Below are 14,242 nucleotides of genomic sequence, written 5' to 3' on the forward strand. Positions count from 1 at the left end.
CACATAGACTCACGTCTATGCTTCCGACGGACGACAACCCACGACCCGGGATGCTCGGCCGCACCGAGGCGGAGCAGATCGCCCGCACCCTCCGGGCGATGGCCGACCCGACCCGCATCCAGATCCTCAGTCTCATCGTCGAGGCCGATGGCGGCCGGCGCCCCGTTACGGAACTCGCCGACGAGCTGGGGCTGACCCAGCCCACAGTGAGCCACCACCTGCGGATCATGACCGACGAGGGGCTGCTCGAGCGGGCCCAGGAGGGACGCACGGCGTGGTACTCGGTCGTGCCGTCCCGGGTGAACGAGGTCTTCGACTCCGTGCACTCCGACCCGGTCAGCTCCGTGATCGCTCCCCCGGTGCTCGATCGCATCGCCACCGACCTCGCGGTCCGGTTCGCCGGAGTGTTCTCCCCCGAGACCGTCTCGGAGTACGTTCGCGAGAGTTACCGGCTGCTGGCCGACCGGGCGCGCATCACCCGCTACCTCCCGTCGCTCACCGCACGGTTCGCCGCCGACCGCCTCCGCGCCCTGGCCCAGGCCGACGGCCGCACCCACGACGACGTGCCCGACGTGCTCTTCGTCTGCGTGCAGAACGCCGGTCGCTCCCAGCTCGCCTCGGCGATCCTGCGCTCCCTCGCCGGCGACCGTGTGCGGGTGCTCACGGCCGGCTCGCAGCCCGCCGGCTCGATCAATCCGAAGATCATCGCGGCGCTCGACGAGATCGGCATCCCGATCGGCGGCGAGTACCCGAAGCCCCTCACCGACGAGGTCGTCAGAGCCGCGGACTACGTGATCACGATGGGCTGCGGCGACGCCTGCCCGATCTACCCCGGACGGCGCTACCTCGACTGGGACCTGCCCGACCCTGCCGACCTCTCGATGGACGGGGTGCGCGCCGTCCGCGACGACATCGATGCCCGCGTGCGAGCACTGCTGGCGGACATGCAGATCATGAACGCTGCGTGATGTCCGCGCATCCCGCTGTCGCAATGCATAGATAAACGTCTATGCTTTTGCCATGACCGAGAAGCCCGTAGTCCTGTTCGTCTGCATCCACAACGCCGGCCGCTCCCAGATGGCCGCCGGCTACATGAGGGCCCTGTCGGGCGGGGCCGTCGAGGTCCGCTCGGGCGGCTCGGAGCCCGGCAGCGAGATCAACCCGATCGCCATCCAGGCCATGGCCGAGGAGGGCATCGACATCTCCCAGGGCGTGCCCCAGTTGATGACTACCGAGCAGGTCCGTGACTCGGACGTCGTCATCACGATGGGGTGCGGCGACGTGTGCCCGATCTTCCCCGGCAAGCGCTACGAGGACTGGGAGCTCGCCGACCCCAAGGGCAAGGGCATCGACGAGGTGCGGCCGATCCGCGATGACATCAAGGCGCGCGTCCAAGCCCTGCTCGCCGAGATCCTCGGCTGAGCTCGGGCAAGCCCGGTACTTACCCCCTCTACGGCTGAGGGTCGGCGGTCGGCTCAGTCCTCCAGCGACGTGATGCAGGCGGCGAGCCCGTGCGCCAGCGCTGCGGTTTCTTCCGCGGAGAGCGGCGCGAGCATCCGGTGCTCGACCGTGTCGACGACCGTCTCGGCGGCGGCGAGCACGGCGATGCCCTCGGGCGTGAGGGCCGAGGGCAGGGCCCGGCCCCGCTCCGCCTGGGCTGGCCGCGCCACCAGTCCGCGATCGATCAGCTGCTGGAGCATCGCGTTCATCGACTGGCGGGTCACGAAGGTCGCCCGCGCGAGGGCCGCGGCCGAGATGCCGGGCTCGCGGCGCAGGCGGTGCAGGCACGAGTACTGGGAGACAGTGAGCCCGAGCGGCCTGAGCGCCTCCTCCATGCGGAGGTGCAGGAGCGACTGCGCGTGCTTGAGGGAGTACCCGATGGGCGTCGGCGTATTGACCATGTCAGTATCCTGACATACTCTTATATGTAAGGAAACTGACATAAGGAGACTCACCATGGCCGTCACCGGTCCCGACTTCATCGCCCTGCAGGTTCGCGACCTCGAGAAGGCCGCGTCGTTCTACGAGAACGTCGTCGGCATCCCGCGCGCGCCGTTCTCGCCGCCGCACGCCGTCGTGTTCGACACCGTGCCGACGTTCGCCGTCCGCGACCCCGCGCCGGGCGTGGACCTCGACGCCGGGCCCGCGGGGCTCGGCGTCGCCCTCTGGCTGCACGACCCCGAGGCTGTCGCGCTGCACGCGACTGTTGCGGCTGCCGGCGCGGTGATCGTCCAAGAGCCGTTCGACGGGCCGTTCGGCACGACGTTCGTCTTCCAGGACCTCGACGGCTACCTGGTGACCGTGCACGACCGAGGCACGCGCGGCTGACGGGGACTGTGTCCTACTGTGGGAACGGTGTCCGACCTCACCACTCTCTCCGCCCGCGCAGTCCTCTTCGACATGGACGGCACGCTGCTCGAGTCGACGGACGCCGTCACGAGGGTGTGGACCCGGTTCGCCGAGCAGTTCGGCCTGGCCGTCGACGACGTCCTGGCGACCTCGCACGGGGTGCGGATGGCGGAGACCGTCGCGCGCTACGCCCCGGCCGGCACCGACGTCGCCGGCGTGGTCGCCGAGCTCTCCGAGTGGGAGCTCGCCGATAGCGACGGCGTCGTCGCGCTCGACGGCTCCCGAGCGCTGCTCGCCGCCCTGCCGCCAGCCTCGGTCGCGCTCGTGACCTCCGCGTCGCGGATGCTCGCGGTCGCCCGCATGGAGGCCGCGGGGCTCCCCCTCCCGGCAGTGGTCGTCACGGCCGAGGACGTCGACCGGGGCAAGCCGCGCCCCGACTGCTACCTTCTCGCCGCCGAGCGGCTCGGCGTGGACGCCCGCGACACCGTCGTCTTCGAGGACGCGGACGCCGGAGTGCGCGCGGGCCTCGCGGCGGGCGCGACCGTGGTCGTCGTGGGCGGGCTCGAGAGCGACTCCACCCGCGGGCTGCCGCGCGTGCCGCACTACGGCGACGTGACGGTCGCCGTCGACGGCGACCGCGTGGTGCTCAGCCTCTAGCGGCCGCCCAGCTGGTCTCGCCGCCTCGCGAGGTAGGCGGACTCTGCGGCGTTGCCCGCGAGCTCGATCGCCCGGTCGTAGGCCGCCCGTGCCTCGGCGCTGCGCCCGAGCCGCCGGAGCAGGTCGGCGCGCGCCGCGTGGAGCGCGTGGTAGTCGGCGAGCACGTCCCCGAGTCGCTCGACAGTCGCCAGCGCCACCTCCGGCCCGTCGACCTCGGCGACCGCGATCGCCCGGTTGAGCGAGACCACCGGCGAGGGGTCGAGGCGCGCGAGCTGGTCGTAGAGCGCGACGATCTGAGACCAGTCGGTGTCCCGGATGTCGCGCGCCGACGTGTGCACAGCGTTGATGGCCGCGAGCACCTGGTAGCGGCCGGGCGCCTCCCCGCCGCCAGTCGTTCGCGCACGAGGCCGTGGCCCTCGGCGATGAGAGCGGAGTCCCACGCCCCGCGGTCCTGCTCGTCGAGGGTGACGAGCTCGCCGCTGGCGGACACGCGCGCCGGGCGGCGGGCCTCGGTGAGCAGCATGAGCGCGAGCATCCCGGTGACCTCGCCATCGTCCGGAAGAAGCTCGCGGATCAGGCGCGCGAGCCGGATCGCCTCGGCGGTCAGGTCGTCGCGAACGGGGTCGGTGTCGGGACCCGTCGCCAAGTAGCCCTCGTTGAACACGAGGTACAGCACGGCGAGCACGCCCGAGATGCGGGCCGGGAGGTCTTCGGCGGCCGGCACTCGGAACGGGATGCCCGTCGCCGCGATCTTCGCCTTGGCCCGGGTGATCCGCTGCCCCATCGTGCTCTCCTGCACGAGGAAGGCCCGCGCGATCTCGTGCATCGTGAGGCCGCCGACCAGCCGCAGCGTGAGCGCGACCCGCGACTCCATGGCGAGCGCCGAGTGGCAGCAGGTGAAGATCAGCCGGAGCCGGTCGTCGTCGATCGCGCCGAGGGGCTCGTGCGGCTCGTCGTCGTGGAGCACCAGCGCCTCCCTGTGCTTGTCGTCGCGCCTGCTCTCGCGGCGGATCCTGTCGATGGCCTTCCGGTTCGCCGTCGTGGTGAGCCAGGCGCCGGGGTTGGGCGGCACGCCGTCGGCCGGCCAGCGCTCGACGGCCGTCGCGAAGGCCTCGGCGGCGCTCTCCTCGGCGAGGTCGAGGTCGCCGAAGCGCTTGGCGAGGGAGGCGACAACCCGGGCCCACTCGTCGCGGTGGGCCCGGGCGATCGCGTCGGCGGCGGTCACTGGAACGGCCGCACCTCGATCTTGCGGTTGCACGCCACGGACGCGTCGGCGGCGAGCCTCAGCACGACGTCGAAGTCGTCGGCCTCGATGATCCAGAAGCCGGCGAGGAACTCCTTCGTCTCGACGAACGGGCCGTCGGTGACGACGGGGCTGCCGCCGCGGCTGTCGACCACGGTGGCGGCGGAGGGCAGTCCGAGACCGCCGGCGAAGACCCAGTACCCCTCCTCCTGCAGTCGGGTGTTGAAGTTGTCGACGCCCACCTCCTCCTCGGGGGTGGCGGTGTAGTCACTGCCGGCGGCGGCGGCCTGGCCGGTGTCGATCACGGAAATCAGGTACTGCATGTCGGTCGTCTCCCTGCGGTCGGGGCGCCCCTGCTGGGCGGCCTCTCACCACTACTACGAACCACTCTGCCCCGATCCGACAGGGCCGGCGGAAAAAGTTCCCGCCCCCGGCCCGGTCACCTCGCGGACGACGCCCTGATCACCAGGTCGTCCAGGTTCGGCAGCGCGTGCCCGAGCCGGTGCTCGGCCTCGTGCACCACCGCCTCGGCCTCCTCCAGGGAGACGGATGCGACGAGGAGGGTGGCCGAGCCCGCGAGCCGGTGGCCGACCCAGCGCAGCCGGAGGGCATCCACGCCGACGACGCCGGGGGTGTCGAGGAGGGCGTGCTCGGCGCGGTGCACGAGCTCGGGCTCGATCCCGTCCATGAGGCGGCGGCCGATGCTGCGGACCGTGCCCGCGAGCAGGATCATGATCGCGACCGAGATCACGAGGCCGACGATCGGGTCCGCGAGCGGGAACCCGAGGAGCACGCCGACCGCACCGACGACGACCGCGAGCGAGGTGAATCCGTCGATCCGCGCGTGCACGCCGTCGGCGACGAGCGCAGCCGACCCGATCCGCTGGCCCACCCGGATGCGGTAGACCGCGACGATCTCATTGCCCGCGAATCCGATCACGCCGGCGGCGAGCACCCACCAGAGGTTGTGGAGGGGCTGCGGGTGGAAGAACCTCTCGATCGACTGATAGGCGGCGACCACGGCGGAGACCGCCACGACGAGGATGATGAACAGGCCGGCCAGATCCTCCGCGCGGCCGAAGCCGTAGGTGTACCGCTTCGTCGCCGCCCGGCGCCCGAGGGCGAAGGCGATCCACAGCGGAACTGCGGTGAGGGCATCCGAGAAATTGTGGATCGTGTCGGCGAACAGGGCCACGGACCCGCTGATCAGCACGACGACGAGCTGCAGGACCGTCGTGGCGAGGAGAACGACAAGGCTGATCTTCAGCGCGCGGACACCCTCGCTGCTGGCCTCGAGAGCATCGTCGATCGAGTCGGCAGCGTCGTGGCTGTGCGGCACGAACAGGCCGTAGAGGAATCCCTTCAGGCCGGTCGGATGCGCGTGGCCGTGGTCGTGCGTGTGCTCGTGGTCATCGTGAGCGTGGCCGTGCTCATGCCCGCTCACTCGCCCTCGCCGTGGTGGTGCCGAGGGGTTCCGCCGAGGGAGTGCTCGGCCTGGAAGATGGCGTCCGAGACGAGCTGCTTCGCGTGCTCGTTGGCGAGGCCGTAGAACACCCGCGTGCCGTCCTGCCGGGTGGTGACGAAGCGCGCGAGCCGGAGCTTCGCAAGGTGCTGCGACACGGCGGCGGGCGACTTCCCCACGATGTCGGCGAGGTGGTTCACCGACAGCTCGCCGTCGCGCAGCGCGAGGATCAGCCGGATTCGCGTCGCATCCGCGAGCATCGCGAAGACCTCCACGGCGAGCTCGACGTACTGGCTGTCGGGGTCGCGGCCGCAAACCTGCTTATCTGCATCCATACGCAGATTCTTACATTAATACCGCGGGACTAGGTCTCCGTCGGTTCGTCGACCTCGTCCGGCTCGTCGGTGAAGAACAGCCCCGCCGCCGTGTTCGACGACTTCGCCAGGATGTCCAGCCACGTGCGGTTGATCGACGGCTGCCGGCTCCCGGCATAGTGGAAGTACAGCGTGCTGCTCGGGTCGAGCCAGACGGCGCCCCGTCCGCTGCCCTCGCGGAGGGTGTTCGACCAGGAGAAGACGAAGCTCTCGCGCCGACGCAGTTTCGCGGTGATCACGATCTGGAGGTGGGCGAGGGCCCGGTCGTCGAACGCAATCTCGGTGCCGGGGTTGCCGTAGAGCAGACTGCCCACAGGGGGCCTCTCTTCTTTCCAGGGTCTGGGGAAAGAGGTCGTGCGGTCAGCCTAGGCCCTCACGGCACGAGCACGACCCGCTCGCCGCCCTTGCGCGGCGCCCACACGGCTTCGACTTCGGCGAGCGGCTCCGAGACGACATCGATCGAGAGGGATCCGACCTGCTCGACGAGCGACGGAAGGGCCTCGACTATCCCGGCCGCCGAGACCGAGCCCTGCCCGCTCCCCAGGAAATGGATGTTCGCCTGCCGCAGCGCCTCGGAGGGCAGCGCCACGGTCGGCCCCGCGACCGCGCCGATCTGCACCCACGAGAGCACCCGACTGCGGTCGTCCCGACCCCGCAGCAGCGGCATGATCGCCGCTTCGGCCGGCGGGCCCCAGAGGTAGTCGAGCACGACATCGACGTTGCCGGCCAGCGAGATGTCGCCGGTCTCGAGATCAACGGCGCGATCGGCGCCGAGCGCCTCGAGCCTCGCGCGGCCCCGGCCGGCGGCAACCACCTCCCCCGCTCCGAGGTGCCGCGCGACCTGGATCGCGAGCCGCCCCGCCGATCCCGTGGCTCCGATAACGAGCACCGACTGCCCCGGCTCGAAGGCCACGCGCTTGGTGAGCGCCACCCACGACGACATGGCCGGGTTCATCGCGGCGGCGACCCGCGCCACGTCGGTGTCGGCGAGCAGCGGGATGCTGCGGCGCACGTCCACGACGGTCCGCTCGGCCATCGACCCGAGGGCGACGTCCGGCAGCACGAAGTACAGCAGCGACCCGTCGGCCGCGCGGCCGACACCGTCGATCCCGGGCACCAGGGGGAGCTCGTCGGTGGACGTGTAGTGCGAGCCGCCCGCCTGCGAGCGCACGCGCGGGTGCAGCCCCGCGGCCAGCACCTCCACGACCCGCTCGTGCTCGGCCCGCGCTACGGGCTCCGCCCACTCCGCGTAGCGCGGCGGCCGGCCGTACTCGCTCACCACTGCTGCACGCATGACGCCTCCAATAGTTTGTAACACCAACTAATAATAGTTCGTGCCGCCAACTACTTCAAGTAGGCTGTCAGCGTGAGCAGCTCCGAGGTCGACGCGGTCGTGCAGGCGAGCTTCGCCGTGCTCGACACACTCTCCCGCTCCGCGGCGGAGCACGACCTCTCCCTCACGCAGTTGCGGCTGCTGGGCGTCCTTCGCGATCGCACGCCCACGATGGCGGCGATCGCCGACCACCTCCAACTCGACCGCTCCTCCGTGTCCGGCCTCGTCGACCGGGCCGAGCGCCGCGGCTACGTGGCGCGGCGCGCGTCGCCGTCGGACGCGCGCGTGACGACCGTCGAGCTCACCGAGGCGGGCCGCGAGCTCGCCGACGAGCTCACGTCGACGATCGGCGCGGGCGTCGAGGCCCTGCTCGACCGGCTGGAGCCGGCCGACCGGAGGCGAGTCGTGGAGATCGCGCGGTCCGCTACCGCCTAGTCCCCTTCGGGGTAGCCGTTCTCCGCGAGGAGCCCGGCGAGGTGGACTGCGTTGGCGGCGACGGCCTTCGTGGTTCCCGCGGTCTGCTCGGGAGCCTCGGGGAGGTCCTGGTAGTCGACCTTCCCCATCGCCTCGCCGTTCCAGTACGTCACGCCCTGCGCGGGAATGGTGAAGCCGACGTCGTTCAGCGCCTGGAACACCTCCGCCGAGATCGCGTGCGCGCCGTCCTCGTTGCCGACGACCGCGACGACCGCGACCTTGCCGGTCAGCGTGCCCTCCGAGATCTCCGCGTCCAGCCGCTCGAGCACGCGGTGCGCGACGCTGGCGGCGTGGCCCATCCAGGTGGGCGTCGCGAGCACCAGGATGTCGGCGTCCAGGATCTGCTTCCGGATGCCCGGCCACGCGTCCCCGTCGCCCATGTCCTTGTCCACCCCGGGGCGGACGTCGTGGTCGACGACCCGCACGGAGCTCCCCGTGACGCCCTGCTCCCCGAGGGCGTCGAGGACCTGGCTCGCGAGGAGCTCGGTGCTCGAGCGCTCCGGGCTCGGTTTGAGGGTGCAGACGAGGGCCAGTGCGGTGAGTGTCATACTCTCGACGCTAGGTCGAGTACCGCGGGCCCGCGCGCCCTTGACTCGGGGCGCTAGCGCGGCTAACCGGCGGGAGTCGGGGTGGGGGTCGGCGTGGGCGTCGAGTTCTGGTTGAAGTCGGAACCGGCGGCCTGGATGACGAACGCCTGGAACGACGCGAGGTCGCTCACCGAGCCCTCGTACTTCAGTCCGTTGACGATGACCGTCGGCGTGCCCTTGACCTTGTCGACGTTGGAGTTGGGGATCGGGCCGTTGAGGGCACGAGCCTGGGCATCCGCCACCCACTTCTTGAACTGCACGTCCTTGATGCAGGTGGCGACCTTGTCAGGGCTCTCGACCGCCGCCTGGGTAGTGAGGTCGATCAGCTGCTCGTCGGACAGGCCCGTGGTGTTCTCCGCGGGCTGGTTCGCGAAGAGCAGGTTGTGGAAGTCGTAGAACTGGTTGGGCGAGTAGTTCGCCACGCAGGCCGCGGCGTTGGCCGCGCGCGTGGAGTACTTGCTGCCCTGCGAGAGGCGGTCGAGGATCGCGATCGGGTGGATCTCGACGGTGGTCTTGCCGTTGTCGAGCAGGCTCGTGATGTACTCGCCGTTCGTCTTCTCGAAGTCGCCGCAGATCGGGCACAGGTAGTCGACGTACATCTGGATGTCGAGCGTTCCCGCGGCCTCGTCGCGCACGTTCGGGATGGGGTCTTCGCCTGCCGTCAGCGCCTTGGTCGGGGTGGCGATGGCGCCCTGGGTCAGCTGGATGCCGTCGCTCGCCATGTTCTTGGGGCCGGGGCCGGAGGGGCCGACGGAGTTGACGAGGACCACGGCCACGATCGCCACGATCGCGAGCAGCGCCAGGATGATGCTGCCCTGCAGGATGAAGCGGCTCCGGCGGTCCTTCTTCCTCTGCTCTTCGCGGAGGATGCGCGCCTTCTCGCGCGCTGCTTCGCGCCTCTCGTTCTTCGAGAGACGGCCGCCGGCGGGGCTGACGTTGCTCACTCGGGCCTCATTCACTGTTCGGTTCGGGGGCGTCATTGCTACGAAGCGCCTGTGGAATTCTAGGAGCGCTGGCTGTGAATTGCCCAACCCTGACATAATCGACGGTGGTGGTCTTCGACCGCCACATCCATTCACTACGGATCGTCCGGCACGTACCTGCCGGTGAAGGAGCATTAATAGTCATGGCATCAGTAACTTTCGACAAGGCAACCCGTCTGTACCCGGGTTCTACCCGGCCCGCTGTCGATGGCATCGACCTCGAGGTCGCCGACGGCGAGTTCCTCGTCCTGGTCGGCCCGTCCGGTTGCGGAAAGTCCACCACCCTCCGCATGCTCGCCGGCCTCGAAGAGGTCAACTCGGGCCGCATCCTCATCGGCGACCGCGACGTCACTGACGTCCCGCCGAAGGACCGCGACATCGCGATGGTCTTCCAGAACTACGCCCTCTACCCCCACATGACGGTTGCCGAGAACATGGGCTTCGCGCTCAAGATCGCCGGCGTCAACAAGGACGAGCGCGCCAGCCGCGTTCTCGAGGCCGCCAAGCTGCTCGACCTCGAGCCCTACCTCAGCCGCAAGCCGAAGGCGCTCTCCGGTGGCCAGCGCCAGCGCGTTGCCATGGGCCGCGCGATCGTCCGCCAGCCCCAGGTCTTCCTCATGGACGAGCCGCTGTCGAACCTCGACGCCAAGCTGCGCGTTCAGACCCGTACCCAGATCGCGTCGCTGCAGCGCCGCCTCGGTGTCACCACCGTCTACGTCACGCACGACCAGACCGAGGCGCTCACCATGGGTGACCGCATCGCCGTGCTCAAGGACGGCGTGCTCCAGCAGGTCGGCACCCCGCGCGACCTGTACGAGGCCCCGCAGAACGTGTTCGTCGCCGGCTTCATCGGCAGCCCCGCGATGAACCTGTTCGACGCCGACATCGTTGACGGCGGCCTCAAGTTCGGCACCGCAGTGGCGAAGGTCGACCGCGAGACCCTCGGCGAGACCAAGGCCAAGAAGGTCACGATCGGCATCCGCCCCGAGGACGTCAAGGTCTCCAAGACCGGCGAGGGCCTCCCGGTCACCGTCGATGTCGTCGAGGAGCTCGGCGCTGACGGCTACCTCTACGGCCACACCGAGGTCGACGGCAACCGCACCGACATCGTCGTGCGCGTCGACGGCCGTTCGCACCCGAACGCCGGCGACAAGGTGGTCATCACCCCGGAGCCGAACCACATCCACGTGTTCGACACCGAGTCCGGCCTCCGCCTCAGCAAGAAGGCAGTTGTCGCGGGCTAAGTAGCCAGTTCAGTCGGGCCTGCCGGGTTTCTCTCGGCAGGCCCGACCCACTTAAGGACACACCATGAGCGGTTCCCTCAACATCACGGCGGCGACAGTCGACCCGGCCCTCCTCGACCTCCCGTGGAGCATCCCGCTGGAGACCTGGCCGGAGGACACGATCGCGGCCCTGCCCAAGGGCATCTCGCGGCACATCGTGCGGTTCGTCAACCTGAGCGGCTACGTCGTCGCCATCAAGGAGACCTCCGCCGAGCTCGCCCGCAAGGAGTACGACATGCTGCGCACGCTGCAGCGCCTCGACATCCCGTGCGTCGAGCCGGTCGCCGTGATCACGAACCGCACCTCGGCCTCCGGGGAGCCGCTCGAGTCGGTGCTCGTCACGCGCCACCTGCGCTTCTCGCTGCCCTACCGCGCCATCTACTCGCAGAGCCTCCGGCCCGAGACGGCGACGAGGCTCGTGGATGCCCTCGCCGTCCTCCTCGTCCGGCTGCACATCATCGGCTTCTTCTGGGGCGACGTCTCTCTCTCGAACACCCTGTTCCGCCGCGACGCCGGCGCCTTCGCCGCGTACCTCGTGGACGCAGAGACCGGCCAGCTCTACGACGGGCTGAGCAACGGGCAGCGCGAGAACGACCTCGAGATCGCCCGCATCAACATCGCCGGCGAGCTGCTCGACCTGCAGGCCGGCGGCCGCCTCGCCGAGGACATCGACCCCGTCGAGATCAGCAACGGCATCGTCGCGCAGTACCGCACGCTCTGGAAGGAGCTCACGGGCTCCGAGGAGTTCGACCAGTCGGAGCGCTGGCGCATCAACCAGCGCGTCGAGCGGCTCAACGACCTGGGCTTCGACATCGAGGAGCTCGCGATCAAGACGGACGAGACCGGCACGACCGTGCGCATCCAGCCGAAGGTCGTGGATGCCGGGCACCACTCGCGGCGCCTCCTCCGCCTCACCGGCCTCGACGCGGGCGAGAACCAGGCGCGCCGCCTGCTCAACGACCTCGACTCGTACCGCGCGGCGTTCGAGAAGCAGGATCTCGACGAGGAGGTCGTGGCGCACGAGTGGGCTGCGCGCGTCTTCGAGCCCGTGATCCGCGCGATCCCCAAAGACCTCAAGGGCAAGCTCGAGCCCGCCGAGATCTTCCACCAGCTGCTCGACCACCGCTGGTACATGTCGCAGAACGAGGGCCGTGACATCCCGCTCGCCGAAGCCGTCTCGAGCTACGTCGACACTGTCCTGCGCCACCGCCGCGACGAGGCGACCATCATCGACCCGCCGACGGGCACGTTCACGCTGCCCGTCCCCGTCGTCGACGAGGACGACTGGCGCAGTAAAGTCTGAGCATGATCCGTCACCTCGTCATGTTCCAGCTCAGTGCAGCATCCGACGCCGAGCGCGCCGCCGACATCTCCGGGATGAGCGAGCGCCTCAGCGCCCTCGTCGGCGTGGTGCCCGGCCTGCAGTCGATCGTGCTCAAGCCTGACCTGGGGCTCGTCGAGGGCCACTGGGACGTCGTGCTCGTGTCGGAGCACGACGACAACGAGGCCCTCGAGGCGTACCAGGCGCACCCCGCGCACCAGGAGGCCGGCGCGTTCATCCGCTCGGTCACGAACGACCGCGCGACCGTCGACTACGAGCTGTAGCCGCTCGGCGGGTTGAGTAGGGCGCCCCGGCGCCCGTATCGAAACCTTCCGGCTAGCTCAGCAGCTGCTCCAGCCCGCGGCCCTCGACGTGCTCGAAGATGAGGTTCGTCTCCGTGTGCGCGACGGCGGGATGGCCCGCAAGGTAGGCGAGCACGAAGTCCCGTAGGGCCGAGGCGCTGGGGGCCGCGACGTGCAGCAGGTAGTCGTCGGCGCCCGCCATGTGGAAGAGCGCGAGCACGCCGGGCCAGGTCGGGGCGGCCTGCCGGAAGGCGTCGACCTCGGCGCGCACGTGCTTGGTGAGCTTGATCGAGATGAGCGCCTGCACGGTGACACCGAGCGCGGCCAGGTCGATATCCGCGTGATAGCCGCGGAGGTAGCCGTCATCGTGCAGGCGGCGCAGCCGGAGGGCGACAGTCGACTCCGCGATGCCCGCAGCCGCGGCGAGCGCCGTGCCGGACGAGCGGGCGTTGCGCGAGAGCGCACACAGGATGGACCTGTCGGTCTCGTCCAGGGAGCGCTTGGGTTCCACCATGACAGCACCTTTCTTCGATGAATCCCGGCTAGATCGCAGATTCTTCAGTGTTCCTTGCTGATTGTCGCAGCTTCTGCTGCCATCGGGACATGATGCGCGACGATGCCCACCCCGAGGCCCACCTCGAAACCAGAGCAGTCCACGCCGGAATGGAGGGCCTCCGCGAGAGCGGGCACCACGCTCCGCCCATCGACTTCTCCACGACCTACCCGCTCCCCGACGTCGAGCACGGCGGCGACGCCTACGAGGCGCTCGCGGGCGGGGGCGACCTGCAGCCCGAGCACTCCGCGGTGTACCAGCGGTTGTGGCAGCCGGGGGTCGCCCGGTTCGAGGACGGCCTCGCGGGCCTCGAGAGCGCCGACGGGGCTGTGGCGTTCGCGAGCGGGATGGCAGCTCTGGCCGCATGCCTGCTCGCCACCGTCACCGCGGGCAAGCCGCACATCGTCGCGCTGCGCCCCCTGTACGGCGGCACCGACCACGTGCTCGAGACCGGGCTGCTGGGCACCTCCGTCACCTGGGTCACGGCGGACGGCGTCGCGGGCGCGATCCGTGCCGACACCGGCCTCGTTATCCTCGAGACACCCGCGAACCCCACGCTCGAGCTCACCGACATCCGACGGGTGGTGGCGGATGCTGGCGGCGTCCCGGTGCTCGTCGACAACACCTTCGCGACCCCGGTGCTGCAGCGGCCCCTCGAACTCGGCGCGACGCTCGTGCTGCACAGCGCGACGAAGTACCTCGGCGGCCACGGCGACGTCATGGGCGGCGTCGTCGCGACGAACCGGGACTGGGTGGCCCGGCTACGGCAGGTCCGCGCGCTCACGGGCGCGCTGCTGCATCCGCTCGCCGCGTACCTGCTGCAGCGCGGCCTGCGCACGCTGCCCGTGCGCGTTCGGGCCCAGCAGGAGACCGCGGGGATGCTCGCCGAGCGGCTGCTCGTGCATCCCGCCGCCGTTCGCGTGCTCTACCCGGGGCTGCCCGGCCAGGACCCGGCCGGACTCATCGGCACCCAGGCCGACGGCGCGGGCTCGCTCATCGCGATCGACCTCGGGTCGTACGACGCCGCCGTTCGCTTCACGGAGGGCTGCCGCCTCATCACCCACGCCGTGTCGCTCGGCGGCATCGACTCCCTCGTGCAGCACCCGGCCTCGCTCACGCACCGCCCGGTCGCGCCCGAGGCCAGGCCCGGCGCGGGGATCGTGCGCGTCTCGGTGGGGCTCGAGCACGTCGACGACCTCGCCGCGGACCTGTTCACGGCCCTCGACGCCGCGCTGCTCGCGCAGCCGCAGGCCGCCCGGGCCTAGCCGCCCTCGCGCCGCCCGCGCTCCCGCGCTCCCGCCCGCGCCCGGCCGCGCGCTCC

At 70.3% G+C, this 14,242-nt stretch carries 18 protein-coding genes and 1 pseudogene; 9 read left to right on the forward strand and 10 right to left on the reverse strand.

The window, feature by feature from the left end; translation table 11 throughout:
- Nucleotides 1–17: 17 nt before the first annotated feature.
- Both AC1RTC_RS12950 and AC1RTC_RS12955 read left to right on the forward strand, forming a co-directional pair.
- Nucleotides 18–968, forward strand: coding sequence for a metalloregulator ArsR/SmtB family transcription factor (locus tag AC1RTC_RS12950; protein ID WP_493156288.1), 951 nt, complete (start codon nt 18–20; stop codon nt 966–968).
- Nucleotides 969–1,020: 52 nt separating this feature from the next.
- Nucleotides 1,021–1,422: an arsenate reductase ArsC gene (locus AC1RTC_RS12955; protein ID WP_493156290.1), complete on the forward strand. Its 402-nt coding sequence runs from the start codon at nt 1,021–1,023 to the stop codon at nt 1,420–1,422.
- Between the two features lie 53 nt (nt 1,423–1,475).
- Here AC1RTC_RS12955 and AC1RTC_RS12960 read toward each other — a convergent pair whose 3' ends face one another.
- A complete protein-coding gene (locus tag AC1RTC_RS12960) occupies nt 1,476–1,901 on the reverse strand; it encodes a MarR family winged helix-turn-helix transcriptional regulator (RefSeq protein WP_493156292.1) in 426 nt (141 codons plus the stop codon).
- A gap of 55 nt (nt 1,902–1,956) precedes the next feature.
- Here AC1RTC_RS12960 and AC1RTC_RS12965 point away from each other — a divergent pair, with 55 nt between their 5' ends.
- Both AC1RTC_RS12965 and AC1RTC_RS12970 read left to right on the forward strand, forming a co-directional pair.
- Nucleotides 1,957–2,328, forward strand: a complete 372-nt coding sequence (locus AC1RTC_RS12965) for a VOC family protein (protein WP_493156294.1) — start codon at nt 1,957–1,959, stop codon at nt 2,326–2,328.
- Between the two features lie 27 nt (nt 2,329–2,355).
- On the forward strand, nt 2,356–3,006 hold the full coding sequence (locus tag AC1RTC_RS12970; protein ID WP_493156296.1) for an HAD-IA family hydrolase: 651 nt from the start codon (nt 2,356–2,358) through the stop codon (nt 3,004–3,006).
- On the opposite strand, the pseudogene AC1RTC_RS12975 reads toward AC1RTC_RS12970, so the two are convergent.
- The 6 genes and pseudogenes from AC1RTC_RS12975 to AC1RTC_RS13000 form a co-directional block, all read right to left on the reverse strand.
- Nucleotides 3,003–4,231 (reverse strand): annotated as a pseudogene (locus AC1RTC_RS12975) (RNA polymerase sigma factor). The gene AC1RTC_RS12970 and the pseudogene AC1RTC_RS12975 overlap by 4 nt on opposite strands.
- Entirely contained in the window at nt 4,228–4,572 is a 345-nt protein-coding gene (locus AC1RTC_RS12980; RefSeq protein ID WP_493156297.1) for a YciI family protein, read from the reverse strand. Before AC1RTC_RS12980 ends, AC1RTC_RS12975 begins: the two are co-directional and overlap by 4 nt.
- Before the next feature lie 116 nt (nt 4,573–4,688).
- Nucleotides 4,689–5,693 (reverse strand): cation diffusion facilitator family transporter, encoded by a 1,005-nt coding sequence (locus AC1RTC_RS12985; RefSeq protein WP_493156299.1) that lies wholly within the window; start codon nt 5,691–5,693, stop codon nt 4,689–4,691.
- Complete coding sequence (locus AC1RTC_RS12990) at nt 5,690–6,046, reverse strand: ArsR/SmtB family transcription factor (RefSeq protein WP_493156301.1); 357 nt, start codon at nt 6,044–6,046, stop codon at nt 5,690–5,692. Before AC1RTC_RS12990 ends, AC1RTC_RS12985 begins: the two co-directional genes overlap by 4 nt.
- A 29-nt stretch (nt 6,047–6,075) precedes the next feature.
- Nucleotides 6,076–6,399 carry a DUF7882 family protein gene (locus AC1RTC_RS12995; RefSeq protein WP_493156303.1) on the reverse strand — a complete coding sequence of 108 codons (324 nt, stop codon included), beginning with the start codon at nt 6,397–6,399 and terminating at the stop codon, nt 6,076–6,078.
- A 59-nt stretch (nt 6,400–6,458) separates the two neighbouring features.
- Nucleotides 6,459–7,379, reverse strand: coding sequence for a quinone oxidoreductase family protein (locus AC1RTC_RS13000; RefSeq protein WP_493156305.1), 921 nt, complete (start codon nt 7,377–7,379; stop codon nt 6,459–6,461).
- Between the two features lie 72 nt (nt 7,380–7,451).
- Here AC1RTC_RS13000 and AC1RTC_RS13005 point away from each other — a divergent pair, with 72 nt between their 5' ends.
- Nucleotides 7,452–7,853: a MarR family winged helix-turn-helix transcriptional regulator gene (locus AC1RTC_RS13005; protein WP_493156307.1), complete on the forward strand. Its 402-nt coding sequence runs from the start codon at nt 7,452–7,454 to the stop codon at nt 7,851–7,853.
- Here the strand turns inward: AC1RTC_RS13005 and AC1RTC_RS13010 are convergent.
- A complete protein-coding gene (locus AC1RTC_RS13010; protein WP_493156309.1) occupies nt 7,850–8,440 on the reverse strand; it encodes a flavodoxin family protein in 591 nt (196 codons plus the stop codon). The two genes, AC1RTC_RS13005 and AC1RTC_RS13010, sit on opposite strands and share 4 nt — an antisense overlap.
- 62 nt (nt 8,441–8,502) lie before the next feature.
- Entirely contained in the window at nt 8,503–9,423 is a 921-nt protein-coding gene (locus AC1RTC_RS13015) for a DsbA family protein (RefSeq protein WP_493156311.1), read from the reverse strand.
- Between the two features lie 182 nt (nt 9,424–9,605).
- Between AC1RTC_RS13015 and AC1RTC_RS13020 the strand changes: the two genes are divergently transcribed.
- The 3 genes from AC1RTC_RS13020 (at nt 9,606) to AC1RTC_RS13030 (ending at nt 12,350) form a co-directional block, all read left to right on the forward strand.
- A complete protein-coding gene (locus AC1RTC_RS13020; protein ID WP_493156313.1) occupies nt 9,606–10,706 on the forward strand; it encodes an ABC transporter ATP-binding protein in 1,101 nt (366 codons plus the stop codon).
- Nucleotides 10,707–10,770: 64 nt separating this feature from the next.
- Nucleotides 10,771–12,048, forward strand: a complete 1,278-nt coding sequence (locus AC1RTC_RS13025) for a DUF4032 domain-containing protein (protein ID WP_493156315.1) — start codon at nt 10,771–10,773, stop codon at nt 12,046–12,048.
- 2 nt (nt 12,049–12,050) lie between these two features.
- Nucleotides 12,051–12,350, forward strand: a complete 300-nt coding sequence (locus tag AC1RTC_RS13030) for a Dabb family protein (RefSeq protein ID WP_493156317.1) — start codon at nt 12,051–12,053, stop codon at nt 12,348–12,350.
- A gap of 52 nt (nt 12,351–12,402) precedes the next feature.
- Here the strand turns inward: AC1RTC_RS13030 and AC1RTC_RS13035 are convergent, their stop codons facing one another.
- Complete coding sequence (locus AC1RTC_RS13035) at nt 12,403–12,882, reverse strand: Lrp/AsnC family transcriptional regulator (protein WP_493156318.1); 480 nt, start codon at nt 12,880–12,882, stop codon at nt 12,403–12,405.
- An 89-nt stretch (nt 12,883–12,971) separates the two neighbouring features.
- Between AC1RTC_RS13035 and AC1RTC_RS13040 the strand changes: the two genes are divergently transcribed.
- Nucleotides 12,972–14,186 carry a trans-sulfuration enzyme family protein gene (locus AC1RTC_RS13040; RefSeq protein WP_493156320.1) on the forward strand — a complete coding sequence of 405 codons (1,215 nt, stop codon included), beginning with the start codon at nt 12,972–12,974 and terminating at the stop codon, nt 14,184–14,186.
- The last annotated feature ends 56 nt before the right edge of the window (nt 14,187–14,242 follow it).

It is taken from the genome of Rhodoglobus sp. GW821-FHT12B09, from assembly GCF_058809925.1.

Coding starts and splice junctions, on each gene's coding strand:
- AC1RTC_RS12950 (WP_493156288.1), top strand. CDS start 18: ATGCTTCCGACGGACGACAACCCACGACCCGGGATGCTCGGCCGCACC.
- AC1RTC_RS12955 (WP_493156290.1), top strand. CDS start 1,021: ATGACCGAGAAGCCCGTAGTCCTGTTCGTCTGCATCCACAACGCCGGC.
- AC1RTC_RS12960 (WP_493156292.1), bottom strand. CDS start 1,901: ATGGTCAATACGCCGACGCCCATCGGGTACTCCCTCAAGCACGCGCAG.
- AC1RTC_RS12965 (WP_493156294.1), top strand. CDS start 1,957: ATGGCCGTCACCGGTCCCGACTTCATCGCCCTGCAGGTTCGCGACCTC.
- AC1RTC_RS12980 (WP_493156297.1), bottom strand. CDS start 4,572: ATGCAGTACCTGATTTCCGTGATCGACACCGGCCAGGCCGCCGCCGCC.
- AC1RTC_RS12990 (WP_493156301.1), bottom strand. CDS start 6,046: ATGGATGCAGATAAGCAGGTTTGCGGCCGCGACCCCGACAGCCAGTAC.
- AC1RTC_RS13000 (WP_493156305.1), bottom strand. CDS start 7,379: ATGCGTGCAGCAGTGGTGAGCGAGTACGGCCGGCCGCCGCGCTACGCG.
- AC1RTC_RS13010 (WP_493156309.1), bottom strand. CDS start 8,440: ATGACACTCACCGCACTGGCCCTCGTCTGCACCCTCAAACCGAGCCCG.
- AC1RTC_RS13020 (WP_493156313.1), top strand. CDS start 9,606: ATGGCATCAGTAACTTTCGACAAGGCAACCCGTCTGTACCCGGGTTCT.
- AC1RTC_RS13025 (WP_493156315.1), top strand. CDS start 10,771: ATGAGCGGTTCCCTCAACATCACGGCGGCGACAGTCGACCCGGCCCTC.
- AC1RTC_RS13030 (WP_493156317.1), top strand. CDS start 12,051: ATGATCCGTCACCTCGTCATGTTCCAGCTCAGTGCAGCATCCGACGCC.
- AC1RTC_RS13035 (WP_493156318.1), bottom strand. CDS start 12,882: ATGGTGGAACCCAAGCGCTCCCTGGACGAGACCGACAGGTCCATCCTG.
- AC1RTC_RS13040 (WP_493156320.1), top strand. CDS start 12,972: ATGATGCGCGACGATGCCCACCCCGAGGCCCACCTCGAAACCAGAGCA.